Raw genomic sequence first — 17944 nt, 5'->3', positions numbered from 1 at the left:
CCTGGAGGGGACCCCTGCGTCAGCTTGGGCGCGCAAGATCCGCGCGTCCGCTCGGGCTGAGGGGGTCCGCGCGTCCGCTCGGGCCCGCAAGATCCGCGCGTCCGCTCGGACTGAGGGGATCCGCGCGCGAACTCGGGCTGGCCGTCCTCGTCCTCGCCGTGCTCACCGCGTGCGGCATCCGCCCCACCGACCCGATCCCCGGCCTCGAAGCCCCCAGCGGCCCCGTCGAGAACACCTCGCCGTCGCTCTTCTGGGTCTCCGAGGGCAGGGTGGTGCCGGTCGGCCGGTCCGAGGGCAGCCTGAGCGGTTTCGACGTCGTGGCGCTGCTCGCCCAGGGCCCGACCAACGCCGAGCAGGCCCGCGGCCTCACCACCGAGGTGCCGTTCGACGCCGCACCCGCCACCGTGGACCGGGTCTCGAACGGCCTCGACGTGAACCTGTCCAGCGATGTCTCGCAGCTCAGTGCCGCGGCGGTGCAGCAGATCGTGTGCACGTTGCTGGCCGTTCAGCCCGTCAGCTCGGTGAACCTGCGCGGGGGCGGGCATTCGCTGGAGTTCCAGAAGTGCGCTTGAATCGGGCCGTGCACGTCTACTCCGTTCCGATGCGCGTCCGGTTCCGCGGCATCACCCAGCGCACCGGACTGCTGCTCGAAGGTCCGGCCGGGTGGGGCGAGTTCTGCCCGTTCGAGGAGTACGACGACGACGAGGCCGCGGCCTGGCTCGCGTGTGCGCTGGAGGCCGCGAACGAGGGCTGGCCGGCTCCGGTCAGAGACCGCGTCCCGGTCAACTGCACCGTGCCCGTGGTCCGTCCCGAGAAGGCGCACGAGATCGTGGCCCGGTCGGGCTGTTCGACGGCCAAGGTGAAGGTCGCGGAGTCGACGCTGGAAGAGGACTGCGCGAGGCTCGAAGCCGTGCGGGACGCGCTGGGGCCGCGGGGTGCGATCCGGGTCGACGCGAACATGCTGTGGGACGTCGACACGGCCGTCGCCGCGATCAAGGCCATGGACAGGGCCGCCGGTGGGCTCCAGTACGTGGAACAGCCGTGTCACACGTTGGACGAGCTGGCCGCGGTGCGCCGGAAGGTCGGTGTGCCGATCGCCGCGGACGAGTCCATCCGCAAGGCCGAGGACCCGTTGAAGGTGGCGGTGTCGGGGGCCGCGGACATCGCGGTGATCAAGGTGGCGCCGCTCGGCGGGGTCAGGAAGGCCCTCGAGGTGGCTGAGGCGTGCGGGCTGCCGTGCGTGGTGTCGTCGGCGTTGGAGACGTCCGTGGGCATGGCGGCCGGGGTGGCGTTGGCGGCGGCGTTGCCGACGCTCGACTACGCGTGTGGGCTGGCGACGCTGTCGCTGCTGGACGGCGACGTCACGAGCGATTCACTCGTACCGGTCGACGGCTATCTGCCGGTGCGCACAAAAGCGCCCGTGCCGGACCGCGTCGAGGGGTACGAGAGCGTTTCGCTCACCGAGGCCTGGATTAATCGGTACGACAGGGTGCTGAGCAAACTCAGTCGATGAGTCGATCCACCTGGATCTTCAGCGGGAACGGCTCGACCGCCTCGTAGACCCTGGTCTCCGCAGGCGCCTCCTGATAGCCGAACTGTCCGGCCAGATGCAGAGGAGCCAACGAGATCGGCTCGTCGAGGTCGATGATCCAGTAGAACGGAATGCCGGCCCAGGCGTATTCGTCTCGCTTGGCGCGATAGTCCGTACCGCGCGAACTCGGCGACAGAGTCTCGACCACAAGCACGACTTCTGATGCCTTGAGCAGGCCACCTTCGATCTTTCGACGCTTGCGCGCACTACGTCGGACCACGATCAGGTCTGGCCGTCGGACATAGCCGGGCTTGTCCGGCGAGGCCAACTCCAGGTCCACATCCATGTCGAGGATTACTTCGAGATCGTCAGGCAACTGACTGATGAGCTGGACGCACAGATTCAAGCCAGCGATGTTGTGTTCGGGGATAGGACTGGGGGACATGATCAGACGGCCGTTTACCAATTCCGTATAGCCGTCTTCGGTTTCTCCGAGCGCGGCGTACTGAGCAACGGTCATCGGACCCGCTGCAACAGCAAGCAGACGCCTCGGAGGCCTATCGGGTAGCGCGGTCACCGCGTCTCCTTCCGTCTCATCCACCGTCGCACATGGAGGAGCTCCAATCCCGGACGCAATTACACACCTTCAAGCGGTCTAAGGCTTGGCCCGCTTCAGCCCCTGCTCAGCGGCACCCATGCTGAACACGATCCCCTCGGTCCGGTTGATCGCCTCGGTCCGCCGCTCCGACGCGGGCACCCGAGTGAGGTCCACCAGCCGGATCGGCGGTCCCAGCTCCACCAGCGTGGGCGTGTAGGACGCGTCGACCACGGACCACCCCGCAGGCCCCTGCTCGAACTTGAACCGCGCGATCGCCCCCTCCTCCGTCACGCCACGGGGCTCGGCGTGCCGGGCGACCTCGTTCCCGAGGCCGTAGGCGACCCACTTCCCGCCGATCTTCTCGAACGGCTGCACGACGTGCACGTGCGTGCCGATGATCAGGTCCAGGGCCGGGTCTGCCAGGAGCTGACGGGCCAGAGCCTTCTGGTCCTCGGTGGCCTCGTGCTGGTACTCGTTGCCCCACTGGATGGACAGCACGACGACCTCGGCGCCGGCGGCACGGGCCGCGCGGGCGTCGGCGAGGATCTTCGTGGCGTTGATCTGGTTCGCTCGCCACGGCTGGGGCAGCGGGATGCCGTTGAAGCCGTACGTGAACGACAGCTGGGCCACGCGAACCCCACCGGCGTCCAGGATCAGCGGGGCGACCGACTCCTCCTGCGTGCGGAACGAGCCGGTGTGCTTGAGGCCGACGGCGTCCATCGCGTCCAACGTCGTGGTGATCGCGGAGACGCCTCGGTCGAGGGTGTGGTTCGAGGCGGTCGAGCACGAGTCGTAGCCGACGTCGACCAGGCCCTTCGCCACCTCGGGCGGCGCGAGGAAGGCCGGGTAGCCGAAGAACGGGCCCTCCTTCGCCCCCAGCGGCACCTCGAGGTGGCACAGCGAGAGATCGGCTTTCAGGGTGTCCTTGATGCCCGAGAACAGGGGCAGGAAGTCCTTGCCCGCCGCGCCTCCGTCGGCCACGGCCTGGTCGGTCAGCGCGGGGTGGATCAGGATGTCACCGCCCGCGGTCAGCACGAACGACCGCGGCGGGGGCGGGCCCTGGGAGGTCGACGACGGTGGCACGGGCGCCGAGGTGATGACGACCGGGGAACCGGTGCACGCGGACAGCAAAAGGCCGGTGGCCAGCACGAATGCCGGCCACCGGACCACACGCTTCAGCGTTGCCGCCGGCGTCGCAGGACCACGAACAGCGCGACCGCCAGCACTGCGGCCGCGAGGGGCAGCACGCGCTTCAACACCGGAACGCCTGCCGTGTCGATCAGGTCGATCGGCTCGTCGGGGACCACTCGGAGATGCTGCTGTTGCGCCACCTCGTCAGGATCCACGGATCCCAGCGTGCCCGCCAGGCATTCCGCGAACTGGGCGACGAGCTTGCCGCTGACCTCGGCGATCAGGCCGCGACCGAGTTGCGCCGGACGGCCCGTGATCGCCAGGTCGGTCTCCACCTCGACGAAATCGCCGACGACGAAGGTGACGACGGCGGACGCCGTGCCGTTGCCGCGGGTGTCCTTGCCGGCGGCTTTCATGACGGCACGGCGCAGCACCGGGTCGATCTCGACGAACTCGCCGGTGCCGCGGTACAGCAACTGCACCGGGCCGAGCTTCACCTTCACCTCCCCGCTGAACGTCTTGCCGTCCACCGAGGTCAGCGTGGCGCCGGGCAGGCACGGCGCGACCCGTTCGGGGTCGAGCAGCGCCTCCCACACCTCCTCGGCGGGCCCGGGCGACTCGAAGGAGTGCGTCAACTTCATCCGACAGCCGCCGTCAGCGCGCGACCGGTCAGCACCCGAGCCAGGTTGTCCTTGTAGCCGTCGCCGGTCGACGCCTGCGCGGCGGCCGCCGAGATCGACTCGGCGGTGGCGGGCAGCCCGACCAGGGCCGACTCGACCTCGACCGCGCGGACCGGCCCGGACCCCACGTTGGTGAGACCGACCCTGGCGGCGGCGATCAGGCCGTCGCTGACCTGCACGGCCGCCGCGACCGCGACGATCGACCACGCCTGCGCGACCCGGTTGAGCTTCTCGTAGTGCGCGCCCCAGCCGGTGTACTTGGGCACGCGGACGTCGAGCAGGATCTCGTCGGGGGCCAGCGCCGTCGTGAAGTAGTCGACGAAGAACTCCGACGCGGGCACCTCCCGGCGTCCGGACGGCCCGGCGATGATCATCACCGCGTCCAGGGCCAGCGCGGGGGCCAGCAGGTCGCCCGCCGGGTCCGCGTGGCACAGAGAGCCGCCGAACGTGCCGCGGTGCCGGATCTGCGGGTCGGCCACCGTGTCCGTGACCAGCTTGAGCAACAACGCGTGGTCGTGGATCAGATGATCGCGCTGCACCTCGTAATGCGTGGTCATGGCACCGATGAGCAGCGAGTCGCCGTCGTCGCGCACGCCCGTCAGCTCGGTCAGGCCGCCGATGTCGATCAACGCCGTGGGCGCCGCCAGCCTCATCCGCAGCACCGGCACGAGCGACTGCCCTCCCGCGATGACCTTGGCGTCCTCGCCCTCCTCTGCGAGCATCCGCACGGCTTCGTCCACAGTGGACGGGAACAGGTACTTGAACTCCGCCGGGATCACGACTGTCCTCCCTGCGCGTCGATCGAACCGAGTCCGCCCGCGGCGACTTCTCCGGCACCCTCGTCAGGCCTGCCCTGCAACGCGGTCCACACGCGTTCCGGCGACATCGGCATCTCGATGTCCCGCACGCCCAGGTGCCGCACGGCGTCCAGCACGCTGTTCACCACGGCGGGCGTCGAGGCGATCGTGCCCGCCTCGCCGACTCCCTTGGCGCCCAACGGGTTGGACGTCGCCGGAGTCGTAGTGCGGTCCGTGAGGAACGCCGGCAGGTCGGCCGCGCACGGCACGAGGTAGTCGGCGAACGTCGCCGTCGTCAGCGTGCCCATCTCGTCGTGCGTCGCCTCTTCGTACAACGCCTGCGCGATGCCCTGCGCGAGCCCGCCGTGCACCTGACCGTCGACGATCAACGGGTTCACGACCGTGCCGACGTCGTCGACGGCGACGTACCGCACGATCTTGACCATGCCCGTCTCGGTGTCGACTTCCGTTGCGCACAAATGGGTTCCGTGCGGGTACGAGAAGTTGTCCGGGTCGAACGTGGCGTCGGCGTCCATGCCGGGTTCCATGCCCTCGGGCAGGTCGTGCGCGACGTGCGCGGCCAGCACCACGTCACCCAGCGCACGCACCGTCGACGTGCCGCGGACGGAGAACGAGCCGGAAGCGAACTCCACGTCCGCCTCGTCGCACTCCATCATGTGCGCGGCCAGCGTGCGTGCCTTGGCGAGCACCTTGTCCGCGGCCTGCACCAGAGCCGTGCCACCGACCGCCAGCGAACGCGATCCGTAGCTGTCCATGCCCTTGTGCGACGTCGCCGTGTCGCCGTGCAGCACCTCGATGTCCTCGAACGGGACCCCGAGCCGGTCGGCGACGATCTGCGACCACACCGTCTCGTGGCCCTGCCCGTGCGGCGAGGTCCCGGTGATCACCTCGACCTTGCCGGTGGGCAGCATCCGGATCGACGCGGTCTCCCACCCGCCCGCGCCATAACGCAACGCGCCCAGCACCCGGGACGGCGCGAGCCCGCACATCTCGGTGTACGTGGAGATCCCGATGCCGAGCTGCAGAACGGAACCGTCCGCACGACGCCGCGCCTGCTCCTCGCGCAGTTCGTCGTACCCGAACAGCTCCATCGCACGGGCCGTCGCGGCCTCGTAGTTGCCGGAGTCGTAGGTCAGCCCGGCGACCGTCGTGAACGGGAACTCCTCGTGCTTGATCCAGTTCATCTCGCGGAGCTTCATCGGCTCCATGCCGAGCTCGACCGCGAGTTCGTCCATCATCCGCTCGATCGCGAACGTCGCCTCGGGCCGACCAGCACCGCGGTAGGCGTCCGTGGGCACCTTGTTCGTGAACACGTTGGTGCACTCGAACCGGTAGCCGGCGAACTTGTAGATCGAGTTGAACATGAACGCGCCCAGGATCGGCACACCCGGCGTGACCAGCCGCAGGTAGGCGCCCATGTCGGCGAGCAGCTCGACCTTCAGGCCGGTCACGGTGCCGTCGCGGCGGGCGGACAGCGTGATCTTCTGGATCTGGTCGCGGCCGTGGTGCGCGGCGAGCATCGACTCGGTGCGCGTCTCGGTCCACTTCACCGGACGCCCCATGCGGCGGGCGACCAGCAGGCACAGCAGCTCCTCGGGCGTGACCTGGAGCTTGCCGCCGAAGCCACCACCGACGTCCGGCGCGATCACGCGGAGCTTGCTCTCGGAGATGCCCGTGACGGCCGAGAGCATCCACCGCAGGATGTGCGGGATCTGCGTCGCCGACCAGACGGTGAACATGCCCGCGCTCGAGTCCACGACGACCGACCGCGGTTCCATGAACGCCGGGATCAGCCGCTGCTGCCGGAACGTCCGCTCGATCACGACGTCGGCGGCGGCGATCTCGTCCTCGACGTTCGTCCCGGCACCGGCCTCGGCGGAGTCGAAGATCCACGTCGCGCACTTGTTCGTGCCGAGATCCGGGTGCACCAGATCGTTGTCCCGCAAGGCTTCTTCCATGTCGAGCACGACAGGGAGGTCCTCGTAGTCGATGTCGATCGCTTCCAGCGCGTCCGCGGCGCGGTACGCGCTGTCGGCGATCACCAGCGCGACGGCCTCACCGGCGAAGTTGACCTGGTCGACGGCCAGCGCGGGTGCGGGCGGCGACTTCATGTCCTCGGTGATCGGCCAGGCGCACGGCAGGGAACCCTGCTCGGCGGCGAAGTCCTCACCGGTCAGCACCACGGCCACACCGGGCATCGTCGTCGCGCGGCTGACGTCGATGTTGGTGATGCGGGCGTGGGCGACGGGGCTGCGCAGCACCGCCATGTGCAGCATGCCGGTCAGCTGGAGGTTGTCGGTCCACCTGGTCTCGCCGGTGATCAGGCGCGCGTCCTCCTTGCGCAGCCTGGATTTGCCGATCTCCGGCTCCGCGGTGGCGGTCATTCCCCACCTACCGGCTGCTTCGACGAGACGTGCTCGTCGCTGTGCTGTTCCTGCTTCGGGCCCGCGCCGGGCTTCATCCGCTGGGCGGCGTCCTGAACGGCGCGCACGATGTTCTGGTAGCCCGTGCAGCGGCAGAGGTTGCCCTCGAGGCCCTTGCGCACGGTCTCGTCGTCGGGATCGGACTCGTCCGCGAGCAGGTCGATGGCCTGCATGATCATGCCGGGCGTGCAGAAACCGCACTGCAACGCGTGGTTCGAGTGGAAAGCCTCCTGCACGGGATGCAGCTTGCCGTCGCGAGCGAGGCCTTCGATCGTGGTGATCTCATGCCCGTTCGCCTGCACGGCCAACATCTGACACGACTTCACGCTGTGGCCGTCGAGGTGAACAGTGCAGGCGCCGCAGTTGCCGGTGTCGCAACCGACGACGGTGCCGGTCTTGCTCAATCGCTCCCGTAGGTAGTGCACGAGCAGGAGGCGGGGTTCGACCTCGTCGGCGTATGTCACTCCGTCGACGTTGACCGAGATGTGCATTGAACCCTCCCAGGGTGGTGGGCCTTTAGGTGACGAGGGTCACTCCAGCTTGCTCCCTGTTTGCGAGTTCAACAACCCGATCAGTGATGAATCGGTTCACCAAGATCGACCAGGCGCCTGCCGCTTCCCTTCCACCGCAAGGAGATGATCTCGGCCGCGATCGACACCGCCGTCTCCTCCGGAGTCCGCGCGCCCAGGTCCAGGCCGATCGGCGAGGCCAAAGCCTCTAGTTCGGACTCGGTCAGACCCGCCTCCCGCAACCGTTGCAGACGATCTTCGTGCGTGCGCCGGGATCCCATCGCGCCCACGTAACCGACCTTGAGTCGCAACGCGACCTCCAGCAACGGGACGTCGAACTTCGGGTCGTGCGTCAGCACCGCGATCACCGTGCGTTCGTCGAGCTTGGACGCTTCGGCCTGGAGGTACTTGTGCGGCCAGGCGACGACGACCTCGTCCGCCTCGGGAAACCGGGAGCGCGTCGCGAACACCGGCCGTGCGTCGCAGACCGTCACGCGGTAACCGAGGAACGCGCCGAGCCTGGCCATCGCGGCGGCGAAGTCGATCGCTCCGAACACGAGCATGCGCGGCGGCGGTTCGAACGAGTTCACGAAGACGCTCATGCCCTCGCCGCGCCGCTGACCGTCCGGTCCGTACTGGAGCACTCCGCTGCGGCCGGACGCCAGCATGCCGCGCGCGTCGTCCGCGACGGCGTCGTCGATCCGCTCACTCCCCAGGCTGCCGTCGCGACGGTCCGGCCAGACGACCATGCGCCGCCCGATGCCGGACGGGTGCTCGACGACCGTGGCGACGGCCACCGGCTCCTCGGCGCGCACGGTCTCCACCACCTCGGCGAGCTGCGGAAACGTCTCGGCGCTGATCTTCTCGACGTAGATGTCGATGATCCCGCCGCAGGTCAGGCCCACCGCGAACGCGTCGTCGTCGCTCACCCCGTACCGCTGCAGCACCGGGTCGTCCAACGACTGGGCCAGGTCGTAGACGGCGCCCTCGACGCAGCCGCCGGACACGCTGCCGACCGCCTCGCCGTCCTGCGTCACGAGCATCGCCGCACCGGCGGGCCGCGGTGCCGAACTGAAGGTCGCGACCACCGTGCCGACCCCGACCGTCTCGCCGTTCGCCACCCGTTCGGCGAGGTCGTAGAGGACATCACGCACGGCGCACCTCCTTCAGCAGTTCTTCCAAAGCGTGCACGCTGTGCCCTGCCACCATCGCATCGACGTGCGGCAGCGCCGCCCGCACTCCTCGCTGGACGGGCCGGTAGCCGGACTTGCCGGCGTGCGGGTTGGCCCAGATGACCTTGTGGCTCACCCGCCGCAGCCTCGCCATCTCGGTCGCCAGCAGGCTCGGGTCGCCGCGCTCCCAGCCGTCGCTGAACAGCACGACCACCGCACCCCGTTGCCGCCACTGCTGGTTGAACCGCCGCAGCGCGTCCCCGAGCCGGGTGCCGCCCTCGTAGTCCGGGATGGCCCGCCCCGCGGCCTTCACAGCCCGTTCCGGATCGCGTTCGCGCAACTGGCGGGTCACGCGGGTCAGCCGGGTGCCGATCGTGCGGACCTCGACGGGCATGGCGTGCGCGAGGACGTGCGCGAACCGCAGCAACGCGTCCGAGTAGGCGGCCATCGAGCCGGAGACGTCGATCAGCAACACCAGCCGGCGCGCCTTCACACCACGACGCCGGTGACGCGGCAGGGCGATCTCGCCGCCGGTCTCGATCATCGCGCGGACGGTGCGGGCCAGGTCCATCCGCCCGCGACGGGCCTTGCGCAGCCGGCGCGACCGTCTGCGCGGCGGCAGCGGCTTCAGCCGGGCGATCAGCGGCGCGGCGTTGAACTCGGAGATGTCCTTGTGCTTCAACACTTCCACGTCGGACGCGGCCACTCCGACGGTCATGGAGTCGAGTTCGACCGTCGTGCGGGGACGGGGCGGGGTGCCACCGAAGTACGCCCGGTACGCGGCGTCGTAGCGCGGCAGGTCGTCCGGGTCGGCGCACAGCGTGAGGCGTCCGGCCCAGTAGAGGTCGACGTGTTCGGTGGCCCGCAGGAAAGCCTGGACGCGGTCGGGCCCGCAAGGCAGCCCGGCGCCCCGCAGGACGCGGGTGAACCCCACGCAGGCTTCCGTCACCCCACGATTGTGCTCCCGATCACACGTTCCGCGTCCTCCCGGTACTTCAGCACCGCGCCCAGGGTCTCCGCGTCCGGCTCACTCCGTCCCAGCGCCTGCAACGCCCGCGCCCAGTCCAGCGACTCCGCGACGCCCGGTGGTTTGAGCAGGTCGAGGCCGCGCATCTTCTGCACGGCCTCCGCGACCTTCAGGGCGAGCCGTTCGTCGAGGCCGGGCAGGGTGCGGCGCAGGATCGCGACCTCGCGGTCCAGGGACGGGTGCTCCAGCCAGTGGTAGAGGCAGCGGCGCTTCAACGCGTCGTGCACCTCGCGGGTCCGGTTCGAGGTCAGCACCGTCAACGGCGGTGTGGTCGCCCTGATCTCGCCGAACTCGGGGATGCTGACCGCGTTCTCGGACAGCACCTCCAGCAGGAACGCCTCGAACTCGTCGTCCGCCCGGTCGATCTCGTCGACGAGCAGCACGCACGGCGCGTTCTCCAACGCTCGCAGCAACGGTCTGGCCAGCAGGAACCGTCGCGTGTAGAGGGAGGCCTCGTCCACTTCGCCCCGCGTCTCGAGCACACGCAGGTGCATGAGCTGGCGCGGGTAGTCCCAGTCGTAGAGGGCCTGCGTGGCGTCGATGCCCTCGTGGCACTGCAGGCGGATCAGCGGCACGTCCAGCGTCCGCGCCATGGCCAGTGCGAGCGAGGTCTTGCCGGTCCCGGGTTCACCTTCGAGGAACAACGGCCGTCCCATCGCGACCGCGAGGAACGCCGCCGTGGCGATCCCGCCGTCCGGCAGGTAGCCCGCGCGGTCCAGCCCTGACGCCAGTGCCTCGGGGGACTCCATGAGCCAAAGCGTACGACTAGCCTGGGCGAATGGCTTCGATCAAGAAAGTCCAGATCACCTTCGACTGCGCGGAACCCGTGCGCGTCGCTGAGTTCTGGAGCCAGGTGCTCGGCTACGACGCGCCGCCGGAGAGCGACGGTTCGTGGTCCTCGGTCGCCGATCCGACGGGCGAGGGTCCGCGGTTCTACTTCCAGCGCGTTCCCGAGAGCAAGGTCGTCAAGAACCGGGTGCACGTCTGCGTGCGCGCCGGCACGGGACTCGTGGGCGTCGAACGCCTCGCCACCCTGCAGGCCGAGCGCGCCCGGCTGGAGGCGATCGGCGCGACGCTGGTGCGCGTGATGGAGGCCGACGAGGAGAACGAGTCGTGCATCGTCATGCAGGACGTCGAGGGCAACGAGTTCTGCCTCGACTGAACCCTGGGGTCCCTGCCCTGAATCAGGGTCGGGTTCGGGGTGGTCACCGATGTACCGGGCCTCGGATTCGACGACTCTTGAGCCATGACGAACAACGTGCTCAACGAAGCCACCGACCAGGTCAAGAAGCTCCGCAGGAGTCGCAGCGACAAGATGCTCGCCGGCGTCTGCGGCGGTGTCGCCAAGATGATCGGGGTGGACGCCGCGATCATGCGGATCATCCTCGTGGCGGCGACGCTGCTCGGGTTCGGCACCGGAGCGATCCTCTACGTCGCCGCCTGGATCCTCATGCCCGAGGAAGAGCCGGCCGTGTGATCACCGTGGGAACCCGGGAACACCAGGTAGCCGTTGCCAGGGGTGGGGACCGGTGAGGGGCCGGTACTCCACCCCCAGTGCGTCCAGCCTGGGGAGGTGGTGCTCCTGGAGTCGCTGCACGAACTCGGGGTCCTTCTCCGCCGGGGACCACACGACCTCGGCGAACGCGGCCAGCCTCGGGAACGCCGCGTAGTCCACCCGCCGGGCCGAGTCGAGGTGCTCGGTCCAGATGTTCGCCTGTGCCCCCAGCAGCCGTCCGGGCTCTTCGCCCGTGAGGCCTTCGGGCACCGGATCCCACGCGTAGACGTCCTCCAGCGTTGTCACCGTGCCCACCGGAATCGGTTCGTCGGGCGAGTCCGACTGCCGGTAGTCCAGGTAGACGTGCTGCTCAGGGCACATGACCACGTCGTGACCCGCGCGGAGCGCCGTGACGCCGTTCTCGATGCCGCGCCAGGACGCGACGACAGTGCTCGAAGGCAGTGGACGGGCGTCCAGGACCTCGTCCCACCCGTACGGCCGCCGTCCCCTGCTCGCGATGTGCTCCGCGATCGCCCGGACCAGCACGCCGTCCTCGTGACCGGGTGCCTCGTCACCGCCGAGTCCGATGATCTCCGCCGGGAAGACGTCCATCAGCTCGTCGAACACGTTCCGATAGAAGTCCACTGTGGACTCCTCGGTGGTGAGCACGCGTTCGTTGACGCCCCAGTCGGTCCAGACGCCACCGCCGTGCGCGCCCAGTTCCGGATAGGCCGCGATCGCCGCCTGCGAGTGCCCAGGGACGTCGATCTCCGGGATCACCGTGATGTGCCGTGCCCGCGCGTACTCGACGATCTCCCGCAGGTCGTCCTGCGTGTAGAAACCGCCGTGCGGACGGCCTTTCAGACCGCCGGAGCGCCGGTCGCCGAACCGCGAGTCCTCCCGCCACGACCCGACCTCGGTGAGCTTCGGGTAGCGCTTGCACTCGAAGCGCCAGCCCTGGTCGTCGGTGAGGTGCAGGTGCAGGACGTTGAGCTTGTGCACGGACAGCAGTTCGACGTAGCGCAGCACCTCCCGCTTGGGCAGGAAGTGCCGCGAGACGTCGAGCATCACGCCCCGCCACGCGAACCGCGGGTAGTCCACGACCTCGCACGCGGGGATGACCGACGGCTTCTCCCCCGCGGCCCGGAACGACTGCACTCCGAGGAGTTGCCGCAACGTCTGCAACGCGTTCATCTCGCCGGCCGCGTCGTTCGCCTCGATCAGCACACCGTCGTCGGACGACAGCAGCCGATAGCCGCCGGGAGGACCGTCCACGAGAACGGTCTCCCAGCCCTGGTAAGCGCAGAGTCTGCCGCCGTCCACGTAGGACACGGGCCGTGGGAGGAGGTTCATCCCTTCACCGCCCCCGCGAGGCCGGACACCAGACGGCGTTGCACGAGCACGAAGAAGATGAGCACAGGGATGGTCATCAGGGTGGAGCCCGCCATGATCGCGCCCCAATCGTTCTGGTCGGGTTTGACGAACACCTGGAGCGCCAGAGGCAGGGTCTGGTTCTCCACGGCCGAGATGATGAACGTCTTGGCGAACAGGAAGTCGTTCCAGGCGTGGATGAACGACAGCACGCTCGTCGCCACCAGGCCGGGCGCGACGAGCGGGAACAGCACCTGCCACAGGAACCGGAACCGCGAGGCGCCGTCCAGGGTGGCGGCCTCCTCCAGTTCCACCGGCACCGCGGCGACGAAGCCCCGCAGCATCCAGATCGCGAACGGCAGGCTGAAAGCCAGGTGCACCAGCACGAGCGAGCCCAGGTGGTTCAGGCCGAAGACCGGCACCGAGTCACCCACGGACCGCATCAGGAAGAACAGCGGCACGGTCAACGCCTCGACCGGCACCATCTGCACGACCAGCAACATGATCAGCAACGTCGTGCGGCTGCGGAACCGGAAGCGGGTGAGCGCGGTCGCCGCGAGGAACGAGATCAGGATGCTCAGGGCGACCACGATCAACGCGACGATGATGCTGTTCATGAAGTAGCGCCCGAAGTTCGCGACGGTCAGCGCCCGCGTGAAGCTGTCGAGCGTCGGCCGCGTCGTCCACGGCACCGGGTCGGCCGAGATGATCTCGTCCTCCGGCTTGAAGGCGGACAGCACCATCCAGAACAGCGGGAACGCCACCACCGCGGCGATGATGAGGACGAAGCCCTCGGTCAGCCAGCGCCTCACAGGACCTCCCCCGACTTCTTGAGCGCACGCAGGTAGAACATCGTGATTGCCAGCAACAGCACGGTCATCACGACACCGATGGTCGCGCCCAGGCCGTACTCGGACGCCGCGAACGCCTGTTGATAGGCGTAGACGTTGAGCACGAGGTTGCGCCCGGCGATGCCGCCGCCGTTCGTCATCACGTAGATCTGCGTGAAGACCTTGAAGTCCCAGATGATCGACTGGATCGTCACCACGAGGATGATCGGCTTCAGCAACGGGAGCGTGACGCTCCACGCCGTGCGGAACGCCGACGCGCCGTCCAGCGCGGCGGCCTCCAGCACCTCGCCCGGGATCGCCTTGATGCCCGCGAAGAGCGTCACCATGACGAACGGGAACGAGCACCAGATCACCTGTGCGGCAACGAGCCCGAACGCCGTCCACTTGTCGAACGTCCAGGAGAAGCCCTGGATGCCCAGGACCTCGTTCACGAACCCGAAGTTCGCGTCGAACAGGAAGAGCCAGATCGTCGAACCGGCGACGGCGGGCGTGGACCACGCGCCGAGCGCCGCCAGGAACAACGTCATGCGCACCCACGTGCGTACGCGGGTGGCGAGGATTGCGAGGAACGCGCCCACAAGCAACGTGCCGACCACGCAGACCGCCGCGAACGCGACGGTCTGCCCGAAGACTCCCCAGAACTGCTGGTCTCCCAGCAGCTTCTGGTAGTTCCCGAGACCGAGGAACTCGAGCGGCGCGCCGCCGCTGACCTGTTCCTGGCCGTAGTCGTAGAGCGAGATGAGCACCAGCTGGTAGATCGGGTAGGCCAGCAGGCCCCCGAGGATCAGCAGCGCTGGAGCCAGGTAGGCGAACGCGGTCCGCCCCTGGCCTTTGGCGGTCACACTCACGACGTGAAGGCCGCGTTCATCGTCTTGGCGGCATCGGCTGTGGCAGCGTCGACGTTCTTCGCGCCGGTGACGATCTCCTGGAGCATCGTCGGCACCACGGTCTGGGCCTCGATCTTCGCCCACGCCGGCGTGACGGGGACGAACTTCGTGCCGGACTGCAGGGTCTTCGTGAACGGCTCCAGGAACTTGTCGGAGTCCGCGACCTGCTTCTGCACGTCGGTGAACGTCGGCAGGTTGCCCATCGCCGTGTACATCTTCTGCTGGTACTTCTTCGACGCGAGCAGCTGCGTGAACTCGTTGGCGAGCGTCTTGCGCTGCGTGCCCTTCATGACGCCGAGCAGGTTGCCACCGGCGAACGCGGGCGCGATCGAGCCCTTGTCCTTGCCGGGCAGCGGCACGACGCCGTACTTGCCGGCAGCGGAAGAAGCGTCGACGGACTTGCGGTTGAAGTCACCGCCGATGGTCATCGCGGCCTTGCCCGCGCGGAACGCCTCGACGCTCGCGTCACCACCGTTGCCCGCGCAGGTGGCGGGCGGGCAGATGTCGTCCTTGATCAGCTCGGTGTACTTGGCGACACCGGCCTTGGCCTCGGCGCTGTCGATCGTGGCGGTGAACTTGCCGCCGTCGGACTTCGCGAGGTCCCCGCCCTGCGCCCAGATGAACGGCAGCGCGGCGAACAGGTACTTGCCGCCGGCCGAGATGCCGATCAGCTCCGGCTTCTTCTGCCGGATCTCACGGGCCGTCGTCGCGATCTCGTCCAACGTCGTCGGCGGCTTGAGGCCGAGTTCGGTGAACACGTCCGTGCGGTAGTACAACGCGCGCACGCCGACGAACCACGGCACGCCGTACGTCTTGCCGTCGACCTTGGCCGTGTCGAGGATCGTCGGGACCAGGTCCTTCGACTCGTCCCACTTGCCCAGGTCGAGCTCGGAGAAGCCGCCCGCGGACACGTAGCCCGCGAGGTCGGTGTTGCCGAACTCGGCGACGTCCGGCGCGCTCTTCGGGTCGCTGAACGCGGCCTTGAAGCGCTCTGCCCGACTGGACACCTGGATGTACTGCACGTCGACGGTCACGCCGCTGTGCTTGCCCTGGAACTCGGAGATCGCCTCCTTGACCACGGCCTCCTTGGGTCCGCGGTTGACCTCGTCGAACAGCCACACGCGCAGCTGTCCCGTCTGCTCATCCGTACCCGAACTCGTCGGTCCCGACTGCACCGGTGCGCAGGCGACCACCGCGCCCACGCCCAGCACCGCCGCAAGTGTCTTCAGCCGCATCGTCGTCGCGCCCTTCACGTTGCGTATGTTGCAACAGCTATTTCACAGGAAGCAACGTGACTGTAGAACGGACTAGGGCAAGGGTCTAGACCAGACGATTGACCCATTCCCGAACTGATGCCGAATCGACCGGGGAGTCCCATCCGGACGGACGGACCGCGCTGCCGACGTGAAATCCGTTCACGCCCGCTGCCAGCAACTCCGGCACGTGCCGTGCCTGCAGACCGCCGCCGACGAGCAGCGCGGGCGGAGCCTGGGTGACGAGTTTCTTCAGGTTCTCGATGCCGTCCTCGACGCCCTTCGCACTGCCGGCGGCGAGCACGGTGTCGCAGCCGAGGGTCTTGATGACCTCCCACGAGCGGAAGACGTCGTTGGAGTTGTCCAGCGCGCGGTGGAAGGTCCAGGCGCAGCCTTCCAGTTCGGCGACGAGGTTGAGGGTGACACCCTCGTCGATCTCGCCTCCCGCGTCGAGGAAACCGAGGACGAACTCGGTGGCGCCGGCCTCCCTGAGGTCGCGCGCACTCCGCCTCAACTGCTTGAGGTCACCGGGCGCGAAGCCCTTGGCGTCCCTGAGCATCACGCGGATGGGGATGTCGACCGCCCTCCGCACCTCCTTGAAGGTGGAGATCGACGGCGTGAGGCCGTCCGAGGCCATGTCGGCGACCAGTTCGAGCCGGTCGGCACCGCCGGCCTGAGCGGCCTCGGCGTCCTGCGCGTCCAGTGCGATCACTTCGAGAATCGGCATGGTCTAGACCATAACGCTCTTCGTCGTGTGCTTTCGGGAATCGGGAGCGCGCAGGCCGTTCGGCGCGTCAGAGGGTGTATCTGCTCGCCTGAGTTCCGCTCTTTTCCGATGAGCGCTTTGTTCAGGCGTGGAGCGAGCGTCAGCCGGTTCGAGGGGTGCCGGCCGGCGCGAGCTCCCATCACCGGCGGCCCGTGACTCGGAGGGGGATTCACGGGCCGCTGGCGTACCCGGAGGAAGATGAGGGTCACTTGGCGGTAATACTGCTCCATTCGAGTGAATTTGGTATCTACCGCCCAGTTAGCCCTTCATGAGTTGGCGGACGGCGCTGACAGGGCGGCCGATCGGAGGTGCTGCATGGACGAGCTGCACACGGCGGATGACCGTCCGCCGTGGGACGGGCTTGAAGGCACCGAACGGCACGCGGTGTGCGTAGCGGCGGCACGCGAGGGCAACCGGGACGCGCTGAACGTTCTGGTGGACGACCTGACCCCGCTGCTGTGGCACGTGGCACGCGGACAGGGCCTCGACCGAACCACCGTGGAAGACGTCGTGCAGACCGTGTGGCTCGCGTTCTTGAAGAACATCGAGAACATCAACGAGCCAAAAGCCCTGGTCGGCTACCTGGTGGTCACGACTAGGCGTGAAGCACGCCGAACTTGGACACCCAACAAGCGTGAAACGCACCTGTCCGACGAATACGCCGAGCAGCTCGAGTCCGACACCGGCCTGCCCGAGGACGTGACGCTGATGGACGACCGCGACCGCCGCCTGTGGCTCGCGTTCGGCCGCCTGACCACGAGGTGCCAGGAACTGCTCCGACTCACCGTGCTCGCGGGCCGCGCGGAGTACCGGGCAGTCGCCGAGGCACTGGCCATGCCCCACGGCAGCATCGGTCCGACCAGGGGACGGTGTCTGACACTGCTGCGCAACTACCTGGAGACGGAAGGAGGATCGCGGTGAACGAGATCGACCCGCGCGACGACCGCAGGGGCCCTGAGGACACCGCAGTCCTCTCCGAACTGAACAGGCTCGTCGACGAACTGGACCCGCCACCCGCCGACCTGGTGGACCGCGTGAAGTTCGCGATCGCACTGGAGTCGCTGGACGTGGAAGTGGCCCGGTGGGAACGCGCTGGGTCGTTCGCCGGGGTCCGGGGCGGGCAGACCGGCACGATCACCTTCACCGTCGACAACCTGACGCTGATGGTGAACTTCACCTCGACCGGGTCTCGGCACCGGATCGACGGGTGGCTGGTTCCTGCCGGGGAGCACGAGGTCGAGGTCCGGGTGGCCGACCACCAGTCGTCCTGCACGCGGGCCGACGACGGTGGGCGGTTCGTCCTTCCCGACGTGCCGGCCGGGACCACGCAGATCCTGGTGCACCTGGTGAATTCCCGCGGGGAGCCCGGGCGGACGGTTGTCACGCCCACGATCATGCTTTGAGTTTCTTCTGTTCGAAGTGCGGCGGCGTT

Annotated in this window: 20 protein-coding genes; 6 read left to right on the top strand and 14 right to left on the bottom strand. The window is 68.4% G+C overall.

Annotation, left to right across the window (positions count from 1 at the left end; genetic code table 11):
* The first annotated feature begins 158 nt into the window (after window positions 1–158).
* Entirely contained in the window at window positions 159–572 is a 414-nt protein-coding gene (locus PV646_RS13570; protein WP_500341760.1) for a GerMN domain-containing protein, read from the top strand.
* Window positions 563–1513, top strand: a complete 951-nt coding sequence (locus tag PV646_RS13565; protein WP_500341759.1) for an o-succinylbenzoate synthase — start codon at window positions 563–565, stop codon at window positions 1511–1513. The genes PV646_RS13570 and PV646_RS13565 overlap by 10 nt, the downstream gene beginning before the upstream one ends.
* Here the strand turns inward: PV646_RS13565 and PV646_RS13560 are convergent.
* The 9 genes from PV646_RS13560 to PV646_RS13520 form a co-directional block, all read right to left on the bottom strand.
* Window positions 1503–2108 (bottom strand): Uma2 family endonuclease, encoded by a 606-nt coding sequence (locus tag PV646_RS13560; RefSeq protein ID WP_500341758.1) that lies wholly within the window; start codon window positions 2106–2108, stop codon window positions 1503–1505. The two genes, PV646_RS13565 and PV646_RS13560, sit on opposite strands and share 11 nt — an antisense overlap.
* A gap of 78 nt (window positions 2109–2186) precedes the next feature.
* Window positions 2187–3299, bottom strand: coding sequence for a CapA family protein (locus PV646_RS13555; protein WP_500341757.1), 1113 nt, complete (start codon window positions 3297–3299; stop codon window positions 2187–2189).
* Window positions 3300–3304: 5 nt separating this feature from the next.
* The gene (locus PV646_RS13550) at window positions 3305–3901 is read right to left on the bottom strand and encodes an SRPBCC family protein (RefSeq protein ID WP_500341756.1); all 597 of its coding nucleotides are present in this window, start codon (window positions 3899–3901) and stop codon (window positions 3305–3307) included.
* Window positions 3898–4719 (bottom strand): FAD binding domain-containing protein, encoded by an 822-nt coding sequence (locus PV646_RS13545; protein ID WP_500341755.1) that lies wholly within the window; start codon window positions 4717–4719, stop codon window positions 3898–3900. Before PV646_RS13545 ends, PV646_RS13550 begins: the two co-directional genes overlap by 4 nt.
* Complete coding sequence (locus tag PV646_RS13540) at window positions 4716–7142, bottom strand: xanthine dehydrogenase family protein molybdopterin-binding subunit (RefSeq protein WP_500341754.1); 2427 nt, start codon at window positions 7140–7142, stop codon at window positions 4716–4718. Before PV646_RS13540 ends, PV646_RS13545 begins: the two co-directional genes overlap by 4 nt.
* Window positions 7139–7672, bottom strand: coding sequence for a (2Fe-2S)-binding protein (locus PV646_RS13535; protein WP_500341753.1), 534 nt, complete (start codon window positions 7670–7672; stop codon window positions 7139–7141). The genes PV646_RS13540 and PV646_RS13535 overlap by 4 nt, the downstream gene beginning before the upstream one ends.
* Window positions 7673–7752: 80 nt before the next feature.
* Entirely contained in the window at window positions 7753–8844 is a 1092-nt protein-coding gene (locus PV646_RS13530; protein WP_500341752.1) for an XdhC family protein, read from the bottom strand.
* Window positions 8837–9811 carry a vWA domain-containing protein gene (locus tag PV646_RS13525; RefSeq protein ID WP_500341751.1) on the bottom strand — a complete coding sequence of 325 codons (975 nt, stop codon included), beginning with the start codon at window positions 9809–9811 and terminating at the stop codon, window positions 8837–8839. Before PV646_RS13525 ends, PV646_RS13530 begins: the two co-directional genes overlap by 8 nt.
* A complete protein-coding gene (locus PV646_RS13520; RefSeq protein ID WP_500341750.1) occupies window positions 9808–10638 on the bottom strand; it encodes an AAA family ATPase in 831 nt (276 codons plus the stop codon). The genes PV646_RS13525 and PV646_RS13520 overlap by 4 nt, the downstream gene beginning before the upstream one ends.
* Before the next feature lie 29 nt (window positions 10639–10667).
* Between PV646_RS13520 and PV646_RS13515 the strand changes: the two genes are divergently transcribed.
* Together PV646_RS13515 and PV646_RS13510 are read left to right on the top strand one after the other, a co-directional pair.
* The gene (locus tag PV646_RS13515) at window positions 10668–11051 is read left to right on the top strand and encodes a VOC family protein (protein ID WP_500341749.1); all 384 of its coding nucleotides are present in this window, start codon (window positions 10668–10670) and stop codon (window positions 11049–11051) included.
* 84 nt (window positions 11052–11135) lie between these two features.
* Complete coding sequence (locus tag PV646_RS13510) at window positions 11136–11366, top strand: PspC domain-containing protein (RefSeq protein ID WP_500341748.1); 231 nt, start codon at window positions 11136–11138, stop codon at window positions 11364–11366.
* On the opposite strand, the gene PV646_RS13505 is transcribed toward PV646_RS13510, so the two are convergent.
* From PV646_RS13505 to PV646_RS13485, 5 genes are all read right to left on the bottom strand, one after another.
* Window positions 11367–12737, bottom strand: a complete 1371-nt coding sequence (locus PV646_RS13505; RefSeq protein WP_500341747.1) for a beta-N-acetylhexosaminidase — start codon at window positions 12735–12737, stop codon at window positions 11367–11369. It abuts the gene before it with no gap.
* Window positions 12734–13567 (bottom strand): carbohydrate ABC transporter permease, encoded by an 834-nt coding sequence (locus PV646_RS13500; protein ID WP_245777631.1) that lies wholly within the window; start codon window positions 13565–13567, stop codon window positions 12734–12736. The genes PV646_RS13505 and PV646_RS13500 overlap by 4 nt, the downstream gene beginning before the upstream one ends.
* Window positions 13564–14454, bottom strand: a complete 891-nt coding sequence (locus PV646_RS13495) for a carbohydrate ABC transporter permease (protein ID WP_500341746.1) — start codon at window positions 14452–14454, stop codon at window positions 13564–13566. The genes PV646_RS13500 and PV646_RS13495 overlap by 4 nt, the downstream gene beginning before the upstream one ends.
* On the bottom strand, window positions 14451–15728 hold the full coding sequence (locus PV646_RS13490) for an extracellular solute-binding protein (protein WP_500342388.1): 1278 nt from the start codon (window positions 15726–15728) through the stop codon (window positions 14451–14453). The genes PV646_RS13495 and PV646_RS13490 overlap by 4 nt, the downstream gene beginning before the upstream one ends.
* A gap of 85 nt (window positions 15729–15813) precedes the next feature.
* On the bottom strand, window positions 15814–16473 hold the full coding sequence (locus PV646_RS13485; RefSeq protein ID WP_500341745.1) for a copper homeostasis protein CutC: 660 nt from the start codon (window positions 16471–16473) through the stop codon (window positions 15814–15816).
* A 354-nt stretch (window positions 16474–16827) separates the two neighbouring features.
* Here PV646_RS13485 and PV646_RS13480 point away from each other — a divergent pair, with 354 nt between their 5' ends.
* Window positions 16828–17433 carry an RNA polymerase sigma factor gene (locus tag PV646_RS13480; protein ID WP_500341744.1) on the top strand — a complete coding sequence of 202 codons (606 nt, stop codon included), beginning with the start codon at window positions 16828–16830 and terminating at the stop codon, window positions 17431–17433.
* Window positions 17430–17915 carry a hypothetical protein gene (locus PV646_RS13475; protein ID WP_030480625.1) on the top strand — a complete coding sequence of 162 codons (486 nt, stop codon included), beginning with the start codon at window positions 17430–17432 and terminating at the stop codon, window positions 17913–17915. Before PV646_RS13480 ends, PV646_RS13475 begins: the two co-directional genes overlap by 4 nt.
* The last annotated feature ends 29 nt before the right edge of the window (window positions 17916–17944 follow it).

The organism is Streptomyces sp. ID05-26A (assembly GCF_033794685.1).
GTDB lineage: Bacteria > Actinomycetota > Actinomycetes > Mycobacteriales > Pseudonocardiaceae > Lentzea.
This window is presented reverse-complemented; position numbering and strand designations above follow the sequence as displayed.

Excerpts from the sequence above, each read along its gene's own strand:
- PV646_RS13520 (WP_500341750.1), bottom strand. The coding sequence starts at position 10,638 with ATGGAGTCCCCCGAGGCACTGGCGTCAGGGCTGGACCGCGCGGGCTAC.
- PV646_RS13515 (WP_500341749.1), top strand. The coding sequence starts at position 10,668 with ATGGCTTCGATCAAGAAAGTCCAGATCACCTTCGACTGCGCGGAACCC.
- PV646_RS13505 (WP_500341747.1), bottom strand. The coding sequence starts at position 12,737 with ATGAACCTCCTCCCACGGCCCGTGTCCTACGTGGACGGCGGCAGACTC.
- PV646_RS13485 (WP_500341745.1), bottom strand. The coding sequence starts at position 16,473 with ATGCCGATTCTCGAAGTGATCGCACTGGACGCGCAGGACGCCGAGGCC.
- PV646_RS13540 (WP_500341754.1), bottom strand. The coding sequence starts at position 7,142 with ATGACCGCCACCGCGGAGCCGGAGATCGGCAAATCCAGGCTGCGCAAG.
- PV646_RS13510 (WP_500341748.1), top strand. The coding sequence starts at position 11,136 with ATGACGAACAACGTGCTCAACGAAGCCACCGACCAGGTCAAGAAGCTC.
- PV646_RS13490 (WP_500342388.1), bottom strand. The coding sequence starts at position 15,728 with ATGCGGCTGAAGACACTTGCGGCGGTGCTGGGCGTGGGCGCGGTGGTC.
- PV646_RS13535 (WP_500341753.1), bottom strand. The coding sequence starts at position 7,672 with ATGCACATCTCGGTCAACGTCGACGGAGTGACATACGCCGACGAGGTC.
- PV646_RS13550 (WP_500341756.1), bottom strand. The coding sequence starts at position 3,901 with ATGAAGTTGACGCACTCCTTCGAGTCGCCCGGGCCCGCCGAGGAGGTG.
- PV646_RS13480 (WP_500341744.1), top strand. The coding sequence starts at position 16,828 with ATGGACGAGCTGCACACGGCGGATGACCGTCCGCCGTGGGACGGGCTT.